Consider the following 16,929-nt stretch of genomic DNA (forward strand, 5'->3'; position numbering starts at 1 on the left):
AGAAAACACATGACCCAAACTGTAGAAGATATGCGTTATCAATTAGAAGAATGGCTGGCTCAAGGTTTTACTAGCCCTGAAGATAGAGCCAACTACCAAGTCTTAAAAGAAGAGTATGAGGACGAAACTTTTGATTATAGCTTTTCAAAGCGAGAGCTGACAGGACAGTTAGATCTTATCATCACCACACGTGAAAATGATTTCCCAGACCTTGAGGAGGAACAAGCAAAGTATTATCGAAAGCAATTAAACTAGGAGGATGATATGCAAGAACTCATGGAACAGGTATTACAAGGACTTTTTCTTATGGTAGCCTTGGGAGCTATTTTTATCATTCTTTATAAATTATTAAGGGTGACTGCAGGATTATTTCTAATAGGTGTCATCGGAGGATTAGCCTTTGTGGAAATCTATGGGATTTACCTCTTTTTCACAGAGCGATACCTATACAGCAAAGACTTAGTGGCCAATGGCATTTGGAGTTTTTCAGGCTTCTTTATAGTCTTTAATTGCTTTATTTTATTTGTCAGCATAAGTAAGATTGTAAAGAACAGAATAGTGTAAGTGATAGGGTTACCAAAACGGTAGCCCTTTTTTGTGATAAAACTTCCAAGTCATTCTTGTTATGATGGGTCTATCTTAATGAAAATGGAGAGTGGAACATGCTTAATAAAGTTAAGGCGAGGTTCTTAATCGGACTTGGAGGAGCCGTTGTCACAGGGTTTATCTTGATGATGGGTATTCCATAGGATCACATTCAGTGACCAAGCATAATGACCGACAGATTAAGACAGAAGCTAGGAAGTTAGTGACTCAAGAGCAGGAAAAGACGAAGGCAAAGGTTTTATCGGATACTCAGGTTAAGGAATTTTTGACCCAGTATTTTACTAAGGACAAACTTGGGGAGAATAACTCTCGCATTAAGCCTTACATGACAGATTCAGCATATTCTGAAGAAGAGACTCGTCAAGGCGAATCCCTCAATCAGGTTTATAAGGACTACATGCTAGATTATCGTTTTGAGGCAGCTGCTATCTTTGTTAATAAGGAAACCAATGAAGCTCTTGCGGAAGTCTCTTATCAGGTGGTTTATGTGTCAGACCTGAGTGATAAGGCACAGCATGTGACTCAGACTGAGACCAAAACAGTGAAATTGTCTTACGCTAAATTGTCAGACAAACTCCTTGTCAATCAGCTGACCATTTGGAATGGCAAGCTAGATGAGCTAAAGGAGAACAACGATGTGACTAACTCAGCCATTCCTGAGATTAATAGTTCCACAACGATCAGCAGTAACTAGCAGGAGGGTTACCTTCTGCTTTTTGAATGAGGAGAACGAAGATGACAGCTATTTCAGACCTAAAACAAGTGGCAATTTTAGATGTGGCAGCTAGTCTAGGCTATGCTTTTAAAAGCGTATCTGGGCAGGTCTATGAACATCCAGATCATGATTCCTTTCGTATTTTTGCGGATACGAATACCTTTAAGTGGTTTTCACAAGACCGACAGGGAGATGTGATCGACCTGGTGCAAGTCCTTACAGGTGTTTCTTTTAAAGAAGCCATAACTTATCTGAAAACCGGTAATTTCGATCAAGCTAAAGCAACAGAAATAGCCTATCAAACTTTTCGATATGAGTTAAGAGAAAGTTCGTTTGATCTAGCCAGAACCTATTTAAACCAAGTAAGAGGACTAAGTGATGATACCATCAATGCCTTTGGCCGACAAGGTTTACTTGCACAAGCTACCTATGAGACTAAATCGACACGAGAACCTGTTTTGGTTTTTAAGTCCTATGACCGTAGGGGAAAATTACAGGGAGCGAGTTTACAAGGTTTGACGAAGGATACCTGACATGAACGAGGTTATTTGAAGAAGATTGCTAGAGGGTCTCATGGCTATATTGGCATGAGTTTTGATATTGGAAAACCAAACCGCTTAATCTTCTGTGAATCTGTGATTGATACAATGAGTTACTATCAACTACACCAGAAAGAATTAGCAGATGCCCGCCTTGTTTCCATGGAAGGATTGAAACAGTCGGTTATCGCCTATCAAACCCTACGCTTAGTGGCAGAAGAGCAGGAAAAACTTGATTTTTTGGATACTCTCAGCCCAAATCACTTAAACCACTATTTGTCAGCAATAAGAGATACCACAACTTATTTACAGACACACGAAGGGGTGCTTACATTAGCAGTCGATAATGATGAAGCAGGGCAGGGATTTTGCGACAAACTCCTTGAGAGAGGTTTTCCTATTGAGCAAGATTTACCACTTTTACAAGGTTTAAAGACTAAGGTAGATTGGAATGATTGGGTTAAGAAACAAGGAGAACCATCACTTAGAGAAGTGATAGATACTGCAAAGAAGCAAATATCACAGAGTCATGCCCCACCGAGGGAAACTCCAGTTTTTGACTTGTGATACAAAAATCAAGCCAGCTATCATAAGCTAGAAGATGATAAGGAGGAAGCCCCTATGAGTGTGATTGAGCACCTAGCTGATCGAGTGGCTAGGCAGGAAGAAAAGGTAGCTAAAGAAACGGAAAGACTTGACTCTTACCGAGAGCAGTTACAATCGGCCATGTTTAGCACCTTTATCAAACGGCAGAAAACAAGTCATCTTAGCTTTGATGAGGCTTTGGAACAAGCCTTCGGGAAAGAAGAATACCAAGTAGATTTAGACAATAGAAATGAGGAACATCAATGACAACAGATTGGCAGTATAAGGAACCTTTGGATGGAAAACAAGGAGCTTCTTCCAGTGATGAACGTGCGAAAATTGCGGCACTTTTTGGTCAAAAGGGAACGACAGCAGCTGAGGAAGTGGATTATGTTTCAGCTTTTGAGATGGAGCAAGAAAAAGCGAAAGAAAAGCCTGCACCAGCACTTCCCAAAGAAGAGGTGACACAAGCAGTTCCTTCAACCATAACAAAGGATTACAAGAAACATTTGGCGGATGTAATGGCTCAGAACAAAGAAGATATTGCACAAATTGAGGAGATGCATCAATTGATTGATGAGAAAAATAAACAGAACAAGAAATTACAGGCTATTTCAGTAGCTATTGATGAACTCTAAGCAAGAGCAGTCCGATTGGGCTGCTTTTTATAGGGAGGAAAACATGCGATTATTTCAAAAGAAAACTCAGAATCAGGATAGTTTTAAACGTCTCATTCACCGTTTGTCAGGAATGTCTGAGTATGATTTAAATAAAGTTAATCAATTACTAGATGTTACCCGTGGTGCTAGTTAATCTCAAAATACAATAAAAAGCCCAAAAGGACTATACTGTAAGTGCCTACACAAACAGGAGGTTAGTCCAAATGAGCCACTTACAGTATACAGCTAAATCCCATCACTTACAATGGAATATGCGCCAATTATCAAAAATTTGTTCTCAGTTTTATCAGGATTATTGTCCGGAAGACTTCAAACACCGTCGTAACGTCTGTCTGTCCAAAGTTTCAGACCAATCTCTTCTAGTTTTACTGCTATTACAAGCTGAACTAAGTATTAAATCACAACGTCACTTTTATAGGATTTGTCAGCTATTTCCCTGCGGTACATTACTAGAAAGAAGTCGCTTTAATAGGCGTGCAAGACAGTTGATTTGGCTGGTTCAAGTGATTCGTCAGGCAATGAACACTCAAATTTCTCCCAATACCATTGTTATTATAGACAGCACTTTGTCAATCTATTCGTAACCACAGGGTCAGACTTTTCAATGGGATAGCTAATATTGGTTACACCGCCTCTAAACATATGTGGTTTTACGGTTTTAAGGTTCACATGCTAGTGACCTTATCAGGCTACATTCTGAATTATGTTGTCAGCCCAGCCTCTGTTCATGATATTAAGGCAGTTTACGAGTTGCTAGAAAGGTGTGAACAATCCGTCATTTTAGCAGACTTAGGTTACCTTAACCGTGAGCTGAAAGATGAGTTGAAGCAAAGTGGCTATCACCTCTGGACTCCCTTGCGTCAAAATATGGAAGGGGCTAAACAGCATAATCATTGGAAACTAATGGCTATGAGACGAACCATTGAGACTAGATTTTCAGAACTTTGTTCCCTTTTTGATATGGAACGAACACTAGATAGGGGCATGACAGGGCTGCAATTGAGGATTGAACAAATCATACTAGCTTACAATTTGAGATATTTTGAAATTAACTAGCACCATGGGTTAGATGTTGTATTTGATTCAACAAGTCAGACGAGTAAGGAAGTAGAAAAAGCTCCTGCAACTACACTAAAGGAAGTTACCTTAAGATGAAACAATTACTGAAGCTAAGAATAAACTGAACACTGAGCAACTCGAAAAACGAATTGAGCAGTTTAAGAAAACGAGTAAATTATAAAATCAATAAAATAGTTATTAAATAATATATTAGATTAACTAAATAGTTTAAAACTATACCCTGGGATAAATAAATAATATAACAAACCCTATTGAATCACTCTATATATTTGTTGTAAAATTGTTTTCAAAGAAACAGGTTATAGTTAATATATATAACCAACAAGGAGGCTTATATGGTAAATGTTTCAAATTTAGGGTATCCAAGACTGGGTGAAAATCGTGAATGGAAAAAACTAATAGAGTCCTATTGGAATGGTGATATTAATAATCAAGAAAGTCTATTATCGCAAGCAAAAGTTTTACGCTTAGAATTTTTAAACAAGCAAAATGAACAGGGTGTTGATTTGATTCCTGTTGGTGATTTTTCTCTTTATGACCATATTTTAGATTTGTCATTTCAATTTAATATCATACCTGATCGCTTTAAAGATGAAAGTCTTGATTTAGACTTATATTTTGCATTAGCTAGGGGAAATAAAGATCATATAGCATCTGCCATGAAAAAATGGTTTAATACCAATTATCATTATCTTCTTCCTGAATGGGGGAAAGATAAACCACGTTTAAATCATAATCGACTTTTAGATCTATATAAAGAAGCAAGAGACATTATCGGTGATAAAGCTAAACCTGTTATTACAGGTCCGATTACATTTGTAGCACTTTCAAGTGGCATTGTGGATTATACGTCGGCTATTAAAAGTTTGCTGCCTTTATATAAAGATATTTTTATAGATCTAGTGGATGCAGGTGCAACTTATATTCAAGTTGATGAACCGATTTTTGTGACTGATGAAGGACATAGTTTTCTTGAAGCAGCCAAACTTGTTTACGCTTATTTTGCTAAAGAAATTCCTGAGGCAAAACTTATTTTTCAAACTTATTTTGAGGCTTTAGGAGATGCCAAGATACTCGCTGAATTACCAGTGGCCGCATTTGGTTTAGATTTTATCCATGGTTTAGATGACAATCTTCAAGCAATAAAAAATGGCTATTTTAAGAATAAAGTTATTTTTGCAGGACTTGTTAATGGTCGAAATGTTTGGGGAACAGACTTAAATCATGCAAGGAATTTAATAGAAGAAATAAAAGAAAATGTTGACGACATCGTTATTCAACCTTCTTGTTCATTGCTACATGTTCCAGTAACAACTAAAAATGAGTCACATTTAGAACCAGTCTTGAAAAATGGATTAGCTTTTGCAGATGAGAAATTAAGGGAATTACGTATTTTAGCGGATCAAATAGGCGTAAATGAAATTAGTCAAGCCTTTGCAGACAGAGTGAAAGCTTTTGAGGATTTGCAGAATGCAGATTTTCGCCATGTTGTTCTTGAGGATATTAAAAAAGTTGCTAAACAAAGACATCTGCCTTATGAAAAACGGTCACTTATCCAACAAGAGCGTCTGAACCTTCCTATTTTACCAACGACAACGATTGGATCATTTCCTCAATCGCCAGAAGTCAGACGTCAAAGGCTTGCATGGAAGCGTCATGACATTTCTGATCAAGATTATGATAGCTTTATTAAGTCTGAAATTAGTCGCTGGATTAAGATTCAGGAAGACTTAGATATAGATGTTCTCGTTCATGGTGAATTTGAGCGTGTCGACATGGTGGAATTTTTTGGTCAAAAGTTAGCTGGTTTTGCAACAACGTCCAATGGCTGGGTGCAATCTTACGGCTCTAGAGCTGTAAAACCACCGATTATCTATGGTGATGTCCAACATATTCAGCCTCTAACTTTGAAAGAGACGGTTTATGCTCAAAGTCTTACAGAGAGACCTGTCAAAGGAATGTTAACTGGTCCAATCACGATTACTAATTGGTCTTTTGAGCGAACTGATATTAGTCGTGAAGCACTCTTCAACCAGATTGCGCTTGCTATTAAAGATGAGATTCAATTGTTAGAAGAAGTAGGTATTCCAATTATTCAAGTTGATGAAGCTGCTCTTAGAGAAGGTTTACCATTGCGAAAGAGCAAACAAAAAGCTTATCTAGATGATTCTGTCTCTGCATTTCGTATTGCCACATCTTCTGTCAAGGATGAGACACAAATTCATACCCATATGTGCTATTCAAACTTTGCTGAAATCATTGATTCAATTCGCGAATTGGATGCTGATGTTATTTCTATAGAAACTAGTAGAAGTCATGGCGATATTATTAAAGCCTTTGCAACAGCAACCTATCCTTTAGGAATTGGTTTAGGCGTTTATGATATTCATTCTCCTCGTGTTCCATCTCTTGAAGAAGTTATAGAAAACATCGAACGTCCACTCAGACAGTTGTCTTTAGAGCAACTTTGGGTAAACCCTGATTGTGGACTTAAAACGCGACGTGAAAAAGAAACTATTGAAGCGTTGAAAGTCTTAGTTGAAGCGACAAAAGTAGTTCGACAAAAAGTGGACCCATCACATTAAAGGAGGGGCTATGGCTAAACTCTTAGAAAGATTACAAGAAGGTATTCTGATTGCTGATGGTGCGATGGGAACCCTGTTGTATAGAAATGGTTTAGATAATTGCTACGAAGCTTATAACTTTCAGAAACCTGAAGATATTAAAACGATTCATAAGGCATATATTAAAGCCGGTGCAGATATTATTCAGACTAATACTTACGGTGCTAAACGCCATAAATTAAAGGGTTACGGCCTCGAAGATCATTTTGAAGAGATTAACATTGCTGGTGCCCGTATAGCAAGAGAAGCGGCAGGTTCAGAAATATTTGTCTTGGGAACAATTGGTGCTTCACGAGGGATTAGACAGTGTGACCTGTCCTTAGACGAAATAGTTTCGGAGACAGTTGAACAAACCAAAGTACTACTTTCAACACAATTGTTAGATGGACTTTTGTTTGAAACCTATTATGATACCGAGGAAATATTTGCAGTTCTAGAAGCAATTAGGCCTCTAACTGATCTTCCTATCATTACGAATATTTCTTTACAAGAAGTAGGATTAACCGCAAGAGGTCAATCCATTACTGAAGTTTTCAGTCACTTAGTCTTATTGGGAGCAGATTTGATTGGCTTGAATTGTCATCAGGGACCTTATCACATGATTCAATCACTAAAGCAGGTTCCACTATTTGCTCATTCCTATCTCTCAGTTTATCCTAATGCTAGTTTGCTTGCGCTTGATACCGGAGATGAATTCGATTATCAATTTTCTTCGAATGCAGAATATTTTGGTCAATCGGTAGTTGCCATGGTTAATGAGGGAGCACGTTTAATCGGTGGTTGTTGTGGGACAACACCTGATCATATCAAAGCTGTTAAACGAGCCGTACGTGGCTTATCACCTATCACCAAGAAACAAATAAAGCCAATAGTTTCTAGTGCTGAGATTATACCAGAAGATCAGGATGGTGAACGTCTTGTGGATAAAGTCAAACGAGATATTACAGTTATTGCTGAATTAGACCCACCTAAAACCTTAGATATTTCAAGCTTTAAAAAAGGGATTAGAGCTTTAGATGCTACAAGTCTAGATGCGATCACTTTAGCTGACAATTCTTTGGCAAAAACGCGCATTTGTAATGTAAGTTTAGCAGCCATGATGAAAGAAGAAATTGACACACCCTTCTTATTACATCTGACCTGTCGAGATCATAATTTAATTGGTTTGCAGTCTAGATTATTAGGCATGGATATCTTAGGAATTAATCATATTCTTGCTATTACAGGAGATCCTTCAAAATTGGGAGATTTTCCAGGAGCAACAAGTGTTTATGATGTTAACAGTTTCAAATTAATTGAATTAATAAAAGACCTCAATAAGGGACAGAGTTATAGTGGGACCTCACTCAAAAAAGCAACCCATTTTACAATCGGTGCAGCCTTTAATCCTAATATCAAAAATTTGTCTCGTTCTGGACGATTAATTGAAAAGAAAATTGAAGCCGGAGCTGATTATTTCTTGACTCAACCCATTTTTAAAGCTGAACTGATTCCAGAATTATACCAATTAACCAAGTCATATGAACAGCCATTCTTTGTTGGAATTATGCCTATAACAAGTTATAATAATGCCGTCTTTTTACACAATGAGGTCCGTGGCATTGATTTATCTGAAGAATTTTTACAAGCACTAGAAGCCGTTAAAGATGACAAAGAACAATGTCAAGCCATTGCTTTAGCTGAAAGTAAACGTCTTATTGATGAGGCTCTTAACTATTTTAATGGTATTTACCTCATAACACCATTTATGAGATATGATTTAACCGTAGAACTGATTAACTATGTCGAAAAAATGAAACAAAAAAGAATCAGTGACAGTCTTATCTCCAATGCTATATAAACAATATATAGTTCTATTTTTCTATTTTATCTATTTATAGAAATTTGAAATATTTTGTTATTGACAGTTTGTTAATATAGTGATATATTTGCTTAACTGGTTATGTAACCAATTAAGCAAATTGAGGAGGGCTTATGTATAAAAATTGGTGGAATGGTGATGGTGGTGATCAGGGAATGGAAGATAGCCATCAGACTGCGTGGAAGCATGTTATTACTTTATTAGATAGTAACGACATAAAAAACCGTAACGTTCTAGACTTTGGATGCAACCAAGGTGGATTTTTGCGGGTTTTGTATGATAATGTACCTTTTAAAAAGGGAGCAGGTATTGCTATTGCTATAAATGCAATAGCAACTGCCCAAGAGAGAGTCGGTGATTATCCAATAATTTATAAGGTTAGTGGAACACCTAATATTTTCGATTATAAGTTCGATACAGTTATCAGTACATCTGTCCTTTATTTAATTGAGGACTTAGAGGAACATATTAGTTTAATTTCAGACTGTCTTTCTCCGAATGGGGTATACTATGCTTCATTTGCTGATCAGAGTCAAAATCCAAGTTTAGACTATATGAAAGAACAAATCGATCAGTATGGTTCTACTAGGATGCAAGTAAAGACTTTGACTGAAGTTGTTGATACTTTTTTAAGTCACGGTTTCTCAGTAAACTCATAAAAGAAGATACTAATAGTAGTTATGATGTAACTAACTATAGGTCATTCTATCGAACAGTTGATGATTATATTCTTTCGTTGAGAAATTCATATATTATTAAAGCAAGAAAAGGAGCTAAATAATGAAATCTATGAAAGTTATAGCTTCCATGGTGTTATTAACATCATTGGTTGCTTGTTCCAATAAAAAAGAAACAGTAAATAAACAAAAAGAAATTAGCATCCAATTTATCAACTCAGGGAAAAGCTGATAAATTGGATGCTACAAGTTACGATGCTTCAATGGCATTGTACAGTGCAGTCTATGAGCCCCTTGTTCAGTATCATGAAAAGGGGATTTTAAACCTGGTTTAGCTGAAAAATGGCATATTTCAGAAGATGGTAAAAAATATGTATTCCATCTAAGAGATGGTTTGAAGTTTTCTGATGGAAGTAAATTAACATCCGAAGATGTTAAATTTACGATTGAACGCGCTAAAGCAAAAAATGAAGATAGTTCATTACAAACGTTGAAATACCTCGAAAAAATTGAGACACCTGATGATACAACGGTAGAATTGTACTTTTCACAGACAGTAAATCAAGTTTTAAATGAATTGTGTCAGACTAGACCTTTACGAATTATGAGTACTACGGCTGTCAAAGATGAAAAAGTTAAAGGTAAATTTATTGCTGCTATTGGGTCCGGTCCTTTTGTTATTACGAAATCAAGTACTGAAACAACAGAAATGAAACCAAACCCATATATAATCGGAAACATCCAGTTAATTACCGCATAAGTTTCAAAACAATTCCTGATGCGAGTGCTAGAAGCTTAGCACTTCGTAGTGGAGAAGTCGATATAATCGGTGGTACACTCAGTGATATTTCCGACACAGAAGCTTATAAACTATCAAAAAAGTTTTCTAGATATGATTTTGATGGTACAATGAGCCATTTTCTAGGATTTAATCCAAGTAATTCAAAACTGGATAAATCCGTACGGCAAGCTATAGAATCAGCTATTGTTAAAAAGGAACTTTCTGATAAATCTTTAAAAGGTTTATTTCAACCAAGCGTACAATTTGTTACTGAAGAAAATCAAACAGTTCCATCTTATGATCCTAATAAAACAAAGGAATTATTAGAAGGAAAAGGATATCAACTAAATCAAGATGGAATTTATGAAAAAAATGGAGAAAAACTTGAATTTAACCTTTTTCTTTCTAACTTCAGAATACCCAAGTTGGAAAGAAAAAAAAGAAAAAGCTGAAATCATTGAAAGCCAATTGAAGAAAGTAGGAATTAGTGTCAAGCTTTCAATTGTTGATACAGAAAGCTACTATGATATTTTATAGCAAAATAAAAAATTTGATTTAATTCTATATCGTACTTATACAGATGCATTTTTACCTTATAACTTTATGCAATCTATTTTTGCGAATACTGCGGATGGTTCAGGAGTTTTAGCAAATGATGCAACGTTAACTCAGCAATTAAAAGATTATGAAACTATAATTGATTCTGAACAACAACAAGCTGCATTTGATAATATTTTTAAGCACTTTGCTTCTGAAAGCTTAGCTATTCCTATTGATTACCGTTCGGAAACATTCATCACTTCAAATAAAATTAAAGAGTTCAATTACTCAGGATTTTCAGATGGACCTATAGATTATGCTACCTTAAAAGTAAAATGATATGAAGAAATATTTTTTAGGAAAAACAATTAGGCTTATAATTAGTCTTCTTGTTTTTTCACTAATACTACATGCTCTCTTAAGATTATCTCTAGGTGATCCTACATTAGGATTTCTAAGACGTCATGGTATTGAAAATGCATCAGCTAATAATCTTTTAAAAGTGAGAAGTCAACTCGGAATTGAAAATAATTTCTTATATTCGTATTTTCAATGGTTAACAAAATGCTTAAAAGGTGATTTTGGAGTTTCTTTTATTCATGAGGTACCAGTTTCTCATTTGTTCCTTAATAGATTATGTGTCTCTTTAAATTTAATTTTACCTACTTTTTTTGTAGAAGTATTAGGTTCTTTGTTTTTGGGTCATTTATTAGGAAGTTTAAAAAGAGAATGGCTTTATATAAACTATACTGGCTTTTTAGCAGTTTTACTTTCTATGCCTGTTTATTTCTCTTCGTTGTTATTAATCTATCTTTTAGGTATAACGTGGCCACTTTTTCCATTTGTAGGAAGTCAAACAAGTAAACATATTGTGTTACCTGTCTTATCATTATTCCTTTCAGAAGGTATATATCTTATCAAAGTGAGTGCAGATCTTTATCATGAGAAAAATGCTAGTAACCGTATAAAAATCGCTAAATATCGTAAAATTAAGAAAATTTACCCATGGTGCTAGTTAATTTCAAAATATCTCAAATTGTAAGCTAGTATGATTTGTTCAATCCTCAATTGCAGCCCTGTCATGCCCCTATCCAGTGTTCGTTCCATATCAAAAAGGGAACAAAGTTCTGAAAATCTAGTCTCGATGGTTCGTCTCATAGCCTTTAGTTTCCAATGATTATGCTGTTTAGCCCCTTCCATATTCTGACGCAAGGGAGTCCAGAGGTGATAGCCATTGTGCTTCAACTCATATTTCAGCTCACGGTTAAGGTAACCTAAATCTGCTAAAATGACGGATTGTTCACACCTTTCTAGCAACTCGTAAACTGCCTTAATATCATGAACAGAGGCTGGGCTGACAACATAATTCAGAATGTAGCCTGATAAGGTCACTAGCATGTGAACCTTAAAACCGTCAAACCACATATGTTTAGTGGCGGTGTAACCAATCTTAGCTATCCCATTGAAAAGTCTGACCCTGTGGTTACGAATAGATTGACAAAGTGGCAAAGGAAAGCTGTCTATAATAACAATCGTATTGGGAGAAATTTGAGTGTTCATTGCCTGACGAATCACTTGAACCAGCCAAATCAACTGTCTTGCACGCCTATTAAAGCGACTTCTTTCTAGTAATGTACCGCAGGGAAATAGCTGACAAATCCTATAAAAGTGACGTTGTGATTTAATACCTAGTTCAGCTTGTAATAGCAGTAAAACTAGAAGAGATTGGTCTGGAAACTTTGGACAGACAGACGTTACGACGGTGTTTGAAGTCTTCCGGACAATAATCCTGATAAAACTGAGAACAAATTTTTGATAATTGACGCATATTCCATTGTAAGTGATGGGATTTAGCTGTATACTGTAAGTGGCTCATTTGGACTGTGTAGGCACTTACAGTATAGTCCTTTTGGGCTTTTTATTGTATTTTGAGATTAACTAGCACCACGGGTTAAATTTATATTTGGTTATATCAAACAAGAGAAATTTTGCCTGCATTAATAACTTTTTGGGTGCAATCATTTGTTCATCTATTTGGAATAATTCTACTAGTAGAAAATATTTTTAGTATTTACGGGTTAGGGCAACTTCTATTAGAATCGATACTTTCACGAGACTACCCTGTCATCGAAATTACTTCTCTTTTCATAGCTTGTTTAACTTTTATTGCTTATTATTTATTAGATGTTTTCTTATATTTGATAGATAATCGTTTTGCTTTAGTGAAGGAGGAGAACTATGAAGAAAAAAATAAAAATAAATTCTTTTTCATGCTTAGTTTTTTCTTGGTTCTTGCACTAATATCATTACATTATTTTAAGAATCCCAATTATATTGATAAAGCTAAAAGCTTACTTGCACCAAATAGTCACTATTTATTTGGTACAGATTACTTAGGGCGTGATTTATTTAGCCGTATCATTATTGGAACATTACAGTCATTATCTCTTGGTTTTATTAGTTTATTTCTTGTGATTTTGATTAGTATTTTTTTAGGAGTTTTAGCTGGTTATTTTAAAGGGAAACTAGATTCTGTTATTACATTTTTTACCGATATCATATCATGCATACCCTCAATGATATTAGCCTTGGTTTTTGTTGGTTTGTTTTCTAACTCTATTGGAACTGTATTATTGTCACTGATACTTAGTTGGTCAGGAAAGTATATACGATATATTCGTAATTTAGTAATAGACATTAAAATAAAGTATTTTATTGTTTTAGCACCTATGCGAGGTTTATCCCCTCTAAAAGTTCTAACTTATCATATTTTACCCAATATTGGTTTAAGATTAATTTCACTGTTCTTAACAGATATTGGAAAAATAATTCTTAGTATTTCAGGCTTATCTTTTATTGGAATAGGTATACAGCCACCAAGTCCTGAGTTAGGAACTATTCTTTATGATGGTAGGTCATATTTTTTTGACGCACCTTGGATTTTTATTTTCCCTGGTATTGTGCTATCTATCGTGGTTCTATCAACTAATTTTTTAGGAAAGAAGGTAGCAGAAATATGGCGACTTTAATTACAATAAAAAACCTGAAATTAATGTTGAAAGATCATATTTATTTAGATATTCCTAAATTTACTATACCTAAAGGTAGTTTTTATTGTCTAGTAGGAGAAAGTGGTGGTGGTGGAAAAAGTTTACTTGCAAAGTCTATTTTAGGCATTCAAGATAACGAATTTAAAATTACCGGGGTGGTTGAAAATTTTTCACGACAATCTGATTTAATCCTACAGAATGCGAGCGATAATCTTCAATTATACTGGTCTGTAGGAAAGCAAGCGCATCATCTGTTGAAATCTCGTTTTAAGTTATCAAAAAAAAGAAAGAGAAAACTTAATACGGAAGAGTTTATCAGAAGTAGGATTTTCCGATGTTGAAACCATTTTATTTATAACACATGATCTTGAACTTGCTTATCAATTTGGTACTCATTTAGCAATTCTTAGAACAGGAAAGATTGTTGAAAGAGGTTTGATAAAAAATATTATTAAGCAACCAGAAGATGACTATACAAAGGAGCTGATTTCATATTTTGAATTATAATATCTTAACTCTGGAAGGGATTTGTAAAAACTATAAAGATAAAGTTGTGTTAAACAAGTTCAATATGGAACTTAAAGAGAGAGAGTGGCTTGGAATTGTAGGAGAAAACGGTTCTGGAAAATCTACTCTTTCAAAAATTATTCTAGGGTTAGAAAAAGCTGATCGAGGAAAAATTTTTTTAAGAAAAGAAATAAAAACTCATTTTTAGAAAAAGATTGGTACAAACAAATTCAACTTATTCCACAATTTGGTCAAGAATCCTTAGATTCTGTTAAAAGTGTTGAATCTTTACTAATTCAAACTTCGGAAGCTTATAACGGAAATAATTATAGTGATTTATTGCATCAAGAATGGATTAACCAAGTTCTGAATGTGTGTCATTTACCATTGAGTATCAAGGCACAGTCTGTAGCAAATCTTAGTGGTGGAGAGTATCAAAGAGTTTGTCTTGCACTAGCATTACTAAGTAATTCACCTATTTTAATCTTAGGAGAAAGCTATATGTACCAACGTATAAGATATTTGAGGGAAGATCATGATTTAACTCAAAAAAGTGTTGCTGATTTGCTTTCCTTTTCTCATACCAATTATGCTAAAATTGAGAGAGGTGAAGTTTCTTTAACAGCAGAAATTCTTGTAAAACTCTCTATACTCTATAATGTTAGTACAGATTATATTTTAGGACTAACGGATTGCCCTAATCAAATTAACAAAAAAATAAAATAGTCTCTCCTTGATTTGTTCATTGACAATTGAATAAACCTAGGTGGGACTTTCTTATTTATGGAGCAATTTAGTAAGATACGCAATGATAGGAGCGACTAATATCTGCTATAAAATAGAGTGGTTATCTATCTGCGATAATTATAAATAAGGATAATGATACTTCTGAACGTTCAGGCTGCCAACGATAAAGGACAGCGGGAGAGATACCCATGATTGATTTAACCAATCATACCCACGGAGGATGATTAAATAAAAAGAGAGAAACGAGTATGAAAATTAAATATGTATCTGTTGAAAATAGTATAGCTGAATGGGCAGATAAGAAGTCGATATTAAAGAGATGGGAAGGGCTAAATCGTTGGTTATGTGAAATGCGAGATCATAAACATTTTAGGGAATATGTAATTAATCCTACTCATAAGTTAGTTTTTATTAATTTAGAAGGATTTGAAGAGTATGTAAGATGGAAACAAAAGGCGGTAAAATAAAGAGAATCATGGTATAATAAGCATTGTCAGTTATTCTATGAATATAGTCTCGATTTTATTTTATTAAAGAGAGGACGACATTATGTATTATAGGACACGAAAAAATAAAAAAGGAGAAACTCATTTTGAGGTAGTTGAGAAATACAAGGATCCACTGACAGGAAAGTGGAAAAATGCTACTGTAACTTATTCTAAAAATACTTCTCGGTCTCGAAAAGAAGCTGAAAGGAAACTGTTAGAAAAAATCAAAGACCTTGGTAACGGTATAGAACTTCAATATAATCCTCGAAATATAAAAACCTTTGGGCAACTAAAGCAAGACTGGTTAGAGACTTGGTCAGTTTCAGTTAAGCCACAAACAGCCAAAAGAGAAGCTTTTGTGATAAAGAGATTAGGTGAAATAATTGGGGATGATTTTTTATTAGAAAGTATTACACCATTACTGATGAAAAAATGTTTGGCTAGTTATGCAGAGAAATATGATGCTTCTCAGTCCACATTGATTCATATTAAAAGTACCTGTAATAAGATATTTAATCATGGCATAATGTATAATATTATTCCCTACTCACCTATGTCTGTTATAAAGATAGAGGCCTCTTTGAAAAAAAACGCGAAGCAAAATTTTTAGAGATTCACGAATTGAGTGCTTTTTTTGAAACACTAAGTCGAAGACGAAATCCAAACTACTATGATTTAGCAATTGTGCTACTTTGTTCAGGATTGAGGATTGGTGAGGCTGCTTTCACTAGAGAAGATTTTAATCCAAAGACAGGTGTTGTGAGAATAGATAAATCACTTCAGTATCATGACTTAAAGGTTGAAGATTTTTATTTTGATAGCACAAAAACAATAAATTCAGATAGAGATGTTGCTTTACCAAAAGTTGCCTGTGACGCCATTTGAAAAGGAGTAAAGAATTCAATCAATATATGGAAGAAAATCCAAATCCTAACTTCACTTATTCAGAAAGTATTTTCAGAACAGAATATGGATCGCCTATTACTTCACACTCCTTTCGAGAGGTTCTGGCTAGAGTAGAGAAAGAATTAGTTAATACCTGTGAGAAAAATTATGGTTTTAAGTGGACAAAACATGTAACTCCTCATTCGTTTATGCACTAAATAACTTTATTGAAAAAAATCAATTTTCTTTCTCTTCTTTAAAAACTTGGTCTTGTAAGTATTCTAGCCCGCTAAATAATTGGGTCGAAAAACACTATGACAGAAGACGATTAAATTTAAATTTGGAAGAATTCCGAAATATAATCGGAATAAAAGTAAGCTATCTTCCGAGGCATATCAATGTCAATATTATCCCGAAATTGCTGAAAGATATGAGAAAGTATCATTCTAATTTTGAGATAATATGCATACGAGAAGGTAAGCAAAAAATTATTGGGTATGAAATGATTTGGTAAAAACAGGCTAATTTGGTGACTATTTGGTGACCTGATCGTGTTTATACTGG

15 protein-coding genes and 7 pseudogenes are annotated in these 16,929 nt (G+C 34.8%); 21 read left to right on the forward strand and 1 reads right to left on the reverse strand.

From position 1 onward, the window contains the following. Positions 1 to 9 precede the first annotated feature (9 nt). The 14 genes and pseudogenes from STRIC_RS06165 (at position 10) to STRIC_RS06225 (ending at position 11,703) form a co-directional block, all read left to right on the forward strand. Entirely contained in the window at positions 10 to 255 is a 246-nt protein-coding gene (locus tag STRIC_RS06165; RefSeq protein ID WP_008089012.1) for a DUF5962 family protein, read from the forward strand. A gap of 9 nt (positions 256 to 264) precedes the next feature. After that, entirely contained in the window at positions 265 to 564 is a 300-nt protein-coding gene (locus STRIC_RS06170; protein ID WP_008089026.1) for a DUF5966 family protein, read from the forward strand. Positions 565 to 662: 98 nt separating this feature from the next. After that, positions 663 to 1,300 (forward strand): annotated as a pseudogene (locus tag STRIC_RS06175) (peptidylprolyl isomerase). A gap of 41 nt (positions 1,301 to 1,341) precedes the next feature. Beyond that, positions 1,342 to 2,427 (forward strand): annotated as a pseudogene (locus STRIC_RS06180) (DUF3991 domain-containing protein). Between the two features lie 54 nt (positions 2,428 to 2,481). Next, positions 2,482 to 2,712, forward strand: coding sequence for a DUF5965 family protein (locus tag STRIC_RS06185; RefSeq protein WP_008089224.1), 231 nt, complete (start codon positions 2,482 to 2,484; stop codon positions 2,710 to 2,712). Beyond that, positions 2,709 to 3,083: a DUF5945 family protein gene (locus tag STRIC_RS06190; protein WP_008089291.1), complete on the forward strand. Its 375-nt coding sequence runs from the start codon at positions 2,709 to 2,711 to the stop codon at positions 3,081 to 3,083. Before STRIC_RS06185 ends, STRIC_RS06190 begins: the two co-directional genes overlap by 4 nt. Positions 3,084 to 3,126: 43 nt before the next feature. Further along, on the forward strand, positions 3,127 to 3,258 hold the full coding sequence (locus STRIC_RS12880) for a hypothetical protein (RefSeq protein WP_008088967.1): 132 nt from the start codon (positions 3,127 to 3,129) through the stop codon (positions 3,256 to 3,258). Positions 3,259 to 3,328: 70 nt separating this feature from the next. Next, positions 3,329 to 4,181 (forward strand): annotated as a pseudogene (locus tag STRIC_RS06200) (IS982 family transposase). A gap of 359 nt (positions 4,182 to 4,540) precedes the next feature. Then, complete coding sequence (gene metE, locus STRIC_RS06205) at positions 4,541 to 6,790, forward strand: 5-methyltetrahydropteroyltriglutamate--homocysteine S-methyltransferase (RefSeq protein ID WP_008089116.1); 2,250 nt, start codon at positions 4,541 to 4,543, stop codon at positions 6,788 to 6,790. Positions 6,791 to 6,800: 10 nt separating this feature from the next. Beyond that, positions 6,801 to 8,669 (forward strand): bifunctional homocysteine S-methyltransferase/methylenetetrahydrofolate reductase, encoded by a 1,869-nt coding sequence (locus STRIC_RS06210; protein ID WP_008088859.1) that lies wholly within the window; start codon positions 6,801 to 6,803, stop codon positions 8,667 to 8,669. 134 nt (positions 8,670 to 8,803) lie between these two features. Further along, positions 8,804 to 9,349: a class I SAM-dependent methyltransferase gene (locus STRIC_RS06215; protein WP_008088944.1), complete on the forward strand. Its 546-nt coding sequence runs from the start codon at positions 8,804 to 8,806 to the stop codon at positions 9,347 to 9,349. A gap of 367 nt (positions 9,350 to 9,716) precedes the next feature. Next, positions 9,717 to 10,600 (forward strand): annotated as a pseudogene (locus STRIC_RS12660) (ABC transporter substrate-binding protein). A gap of 151 nt (positions 10,601 to 10,751) precedes the next feature. Continuing rightward, positions 10,752 to 11,027 carry a hypothetical protein gene (locus STRIC_RS12665; RefSeq protein WP_008089459.1) on the forward strand — a complete coding sequence of 92 codons (276 nt, stop codon included), beginning with the start codon at positions 10,752 to 10,754 and terminating at the stop codon, positions 11,025 to 11,027. 1 nt (position 11,028) lies between these two features. Next, a complete protein-coding gene (locus STRIC_RS06225) occupies positions 11,029 to 11,703 on the forward strand; it encodes an ABC transporter permease family protein (RefSeq protein WP_008089018.1) in 675 nt (224 codons plus the stop codon). Here STRIC_RS06225 and STRIC_RS06230 read toward each other — a convergent pair. After that, positions 11,700 to 12,564: pseudogene (locus STRIC_RS06230) on the reverse strand (IS982 family transposase). The gene STRIC_RS06225 and the pseudogene STRIC_RS06230 overlap by 4 nt on opposite strands. A gap of 85 nt (positions 12,565 to 12,649) precedes the next feature. Here STRIC_RS06230 and STRIC_RS06235 point away from each other — a divergent pair. The 7 genes and pseudogenes from STRIC_RS06235 to STRIC_RS06260 all read left to right on the forward strand — a co-directional run bounded on the left by STRIC_RS06235 (position 12,650) and on the right by STRIC_RS06260 (position 16,879). Then, entirely contained in the window at positions 12,650 to 13,717 is a 1,068-nt protein-coding gene (locus STRIC_RS06235) for an ABC transporter permease subunit (protein WP_268741220.1), read from the forward strand. Beyond that, the gene (locus STRIC_RS06240) at positions 13,705 to 14,079 is read left to right on the forward strand and encodes a hypothetical protein (protein ID WP_040832098.1); all 375 of its coding nucleotides are present in this window, start codon (positions 13,705 to 13,707) and stop codon (positions 14,077 to 14,079) included. Before STRIC_RS06235 ends, STRIC_RS06240 begins: the two co-directional genes overlap by 13 nt. Positions 14,080 to 14,291: 212 nt before the next feature. Continuing rightward, positions 14,292 to 14,453: an ATP-binding cassette domain-containing protein gene (locus STRIC_RS12885; protein ID WP_268741221.1), complete on the forward strand. Its 162-nt coding sequence runs from the start codon at positions 14,292 to 14,294 to the stop codon at positions 14,451 to 14,453. 14 nt (positions 14,454 to 14,467) lie between these two features. Continuing rightward, positions 14,468 to 14,728 (forward strand): annotated as a pseudogene (locus STRIC_RS12890) (ATP-binding cassette domain-containing protein); the annotation flags it as partial. An 18-nt stretch (positions 14,729 to 14,746) separates the two neighbouring features. Then, positions 14,747 to 14,971 carry a helix-turn-helix domain-containing protein gene (locus STRIC_RS12445; RefSeq protein WP_008089061.1) on the forward strand — a complete coding sequence of 75 codons (225 nt, stop codon included), beginning with the start codon at positions 14,747 to 14,749 and terminating at the stop codon, positions 14,969 to 14,971. Positions 14,972 to 15,240: 269 nt separating this feature from the next. Continuing rightward, positions 15,241 to 15,459, forward strand: coding sequence for a hypothetical protein (locus tag STRIC_RS06255; protein WP_040832102.1), 219 nt, complete (start codon positions 15,241 to 15,243; stop codon positions 15,457 to 15,459). 82 nt (positions 15,460 to 15,541) lie between these two features. Beyond that, a pseudogene (locus STRIC_RS06260) lies at positions 15,542 to 16,879 on the forward strand (tyrosine-type recombinase/integrase). The last annotated feature ends 50 nt before the right edge of the window (positions 16,880 to 16,929 follow it).

Source organism: Streptococcus ictaluri 707-05 (assembly GCF_000188015.2).
In the GTDB taxonomy this organism is placed as follows: domain Bacteria; phylum Bacillota; class Bacilli; order Lactobacillales; family Streptococcaceae; genus Streptococcus; species Streptococcus ictaluri.

Excerpts from the sequence above, each read along its gene's own strand:
- STRIC_RS06170 (WP_008089026.1), top strand. The coding sequence starts at position 265 with ATGCAAGAACTCATGGAACAGGTATTACAAGGACTTTTTCTTATGGTA.
- STRIC_RS12880 (WP_008088967.1), top strand. The coding sequence starts at position 3,127 with ATGCGATTATTTCAAAAGAAAACTCAGAATCAGGATAGTTTTAAACGT.
- STRIC_RS06185 (WP_008089224.1), top strand. The coding sequence starts at position 2,482 with ATGAGTGTGATTGAGCACCTAGCTGATCGAGTGGCTAGGCAGGAAGAA.
- STRIC_RS12445 (WP_008089061.1), top strand. The coding sequence starts at position 14,747 with ATGTACCAACGTATAAGATATTTGAGGGAAGATCATGATTTAACTCAA.
- STRIC_RS06165 (WP_008089012.1), top strand. The coding sequence starts at position 10 with ATGACCCAAACTGTAGAAGATATGCGTTATCAATTAGAAGAATGGCTG.
- STRIC_RS06210 (WP_008088859.1), top strand. The coding sequence starts at position 6,801 with ATGGCTAAACTCTTAGAAAGATTACAAGAAGGTATTCTGATTGCTGAT.
- STRIC_RS06255 (WP_040832102.1), top strand. The coding sequence starts at position 15,241 with ATGAAAATTAAATATGTATCTGTTGAAAATAGTATAGCTGAATGGGCA.
- STRIC_RS06190 (WP_008089291.1), top strand. The coding sequence starts at position 2,709 with ATGACAACAGATTGGCAGTATAAGGAACCTTTGGATGGAAAACAAGGA.
- STRIC_RS12665 (WP_008089459.1), top strand. The coding sequence starts at position 10,752 with ATGCAATCTATTTTTGCGAATACTGCGGATGGTTCAGGAGTTTTAGCA.
- STRIC_RS06225 (WP_008089018.1), top strand. The coding sequence starts at position 11,029 with ATGAAGAAATATTTTTTAGGAAAAACAATTAGGCTTATAATTAGTCTT.
- STRIC_RS06240 (WP_040832098.1), top strand. The coding sequence starts at position 13,705 with ATGGCGACTTTAATTACAATAAAAAACCTGAAATTAATGTTGAAAGAT.
- STRIC_RS06215 (WP_008088944.1), top strand. The coding sequence starts at position 8,804 with ATGTATAAAAATTGGTGGAATGGTGATGGTGGTGATCAGGGAATGGAA.
- metE (WP_008089116.1), top strand. The coding sequence starts at position 4,541 with ATGGTAAATGTTTCAAATTTAGGGTATCCAAGACTGGGTGAAAATCGT.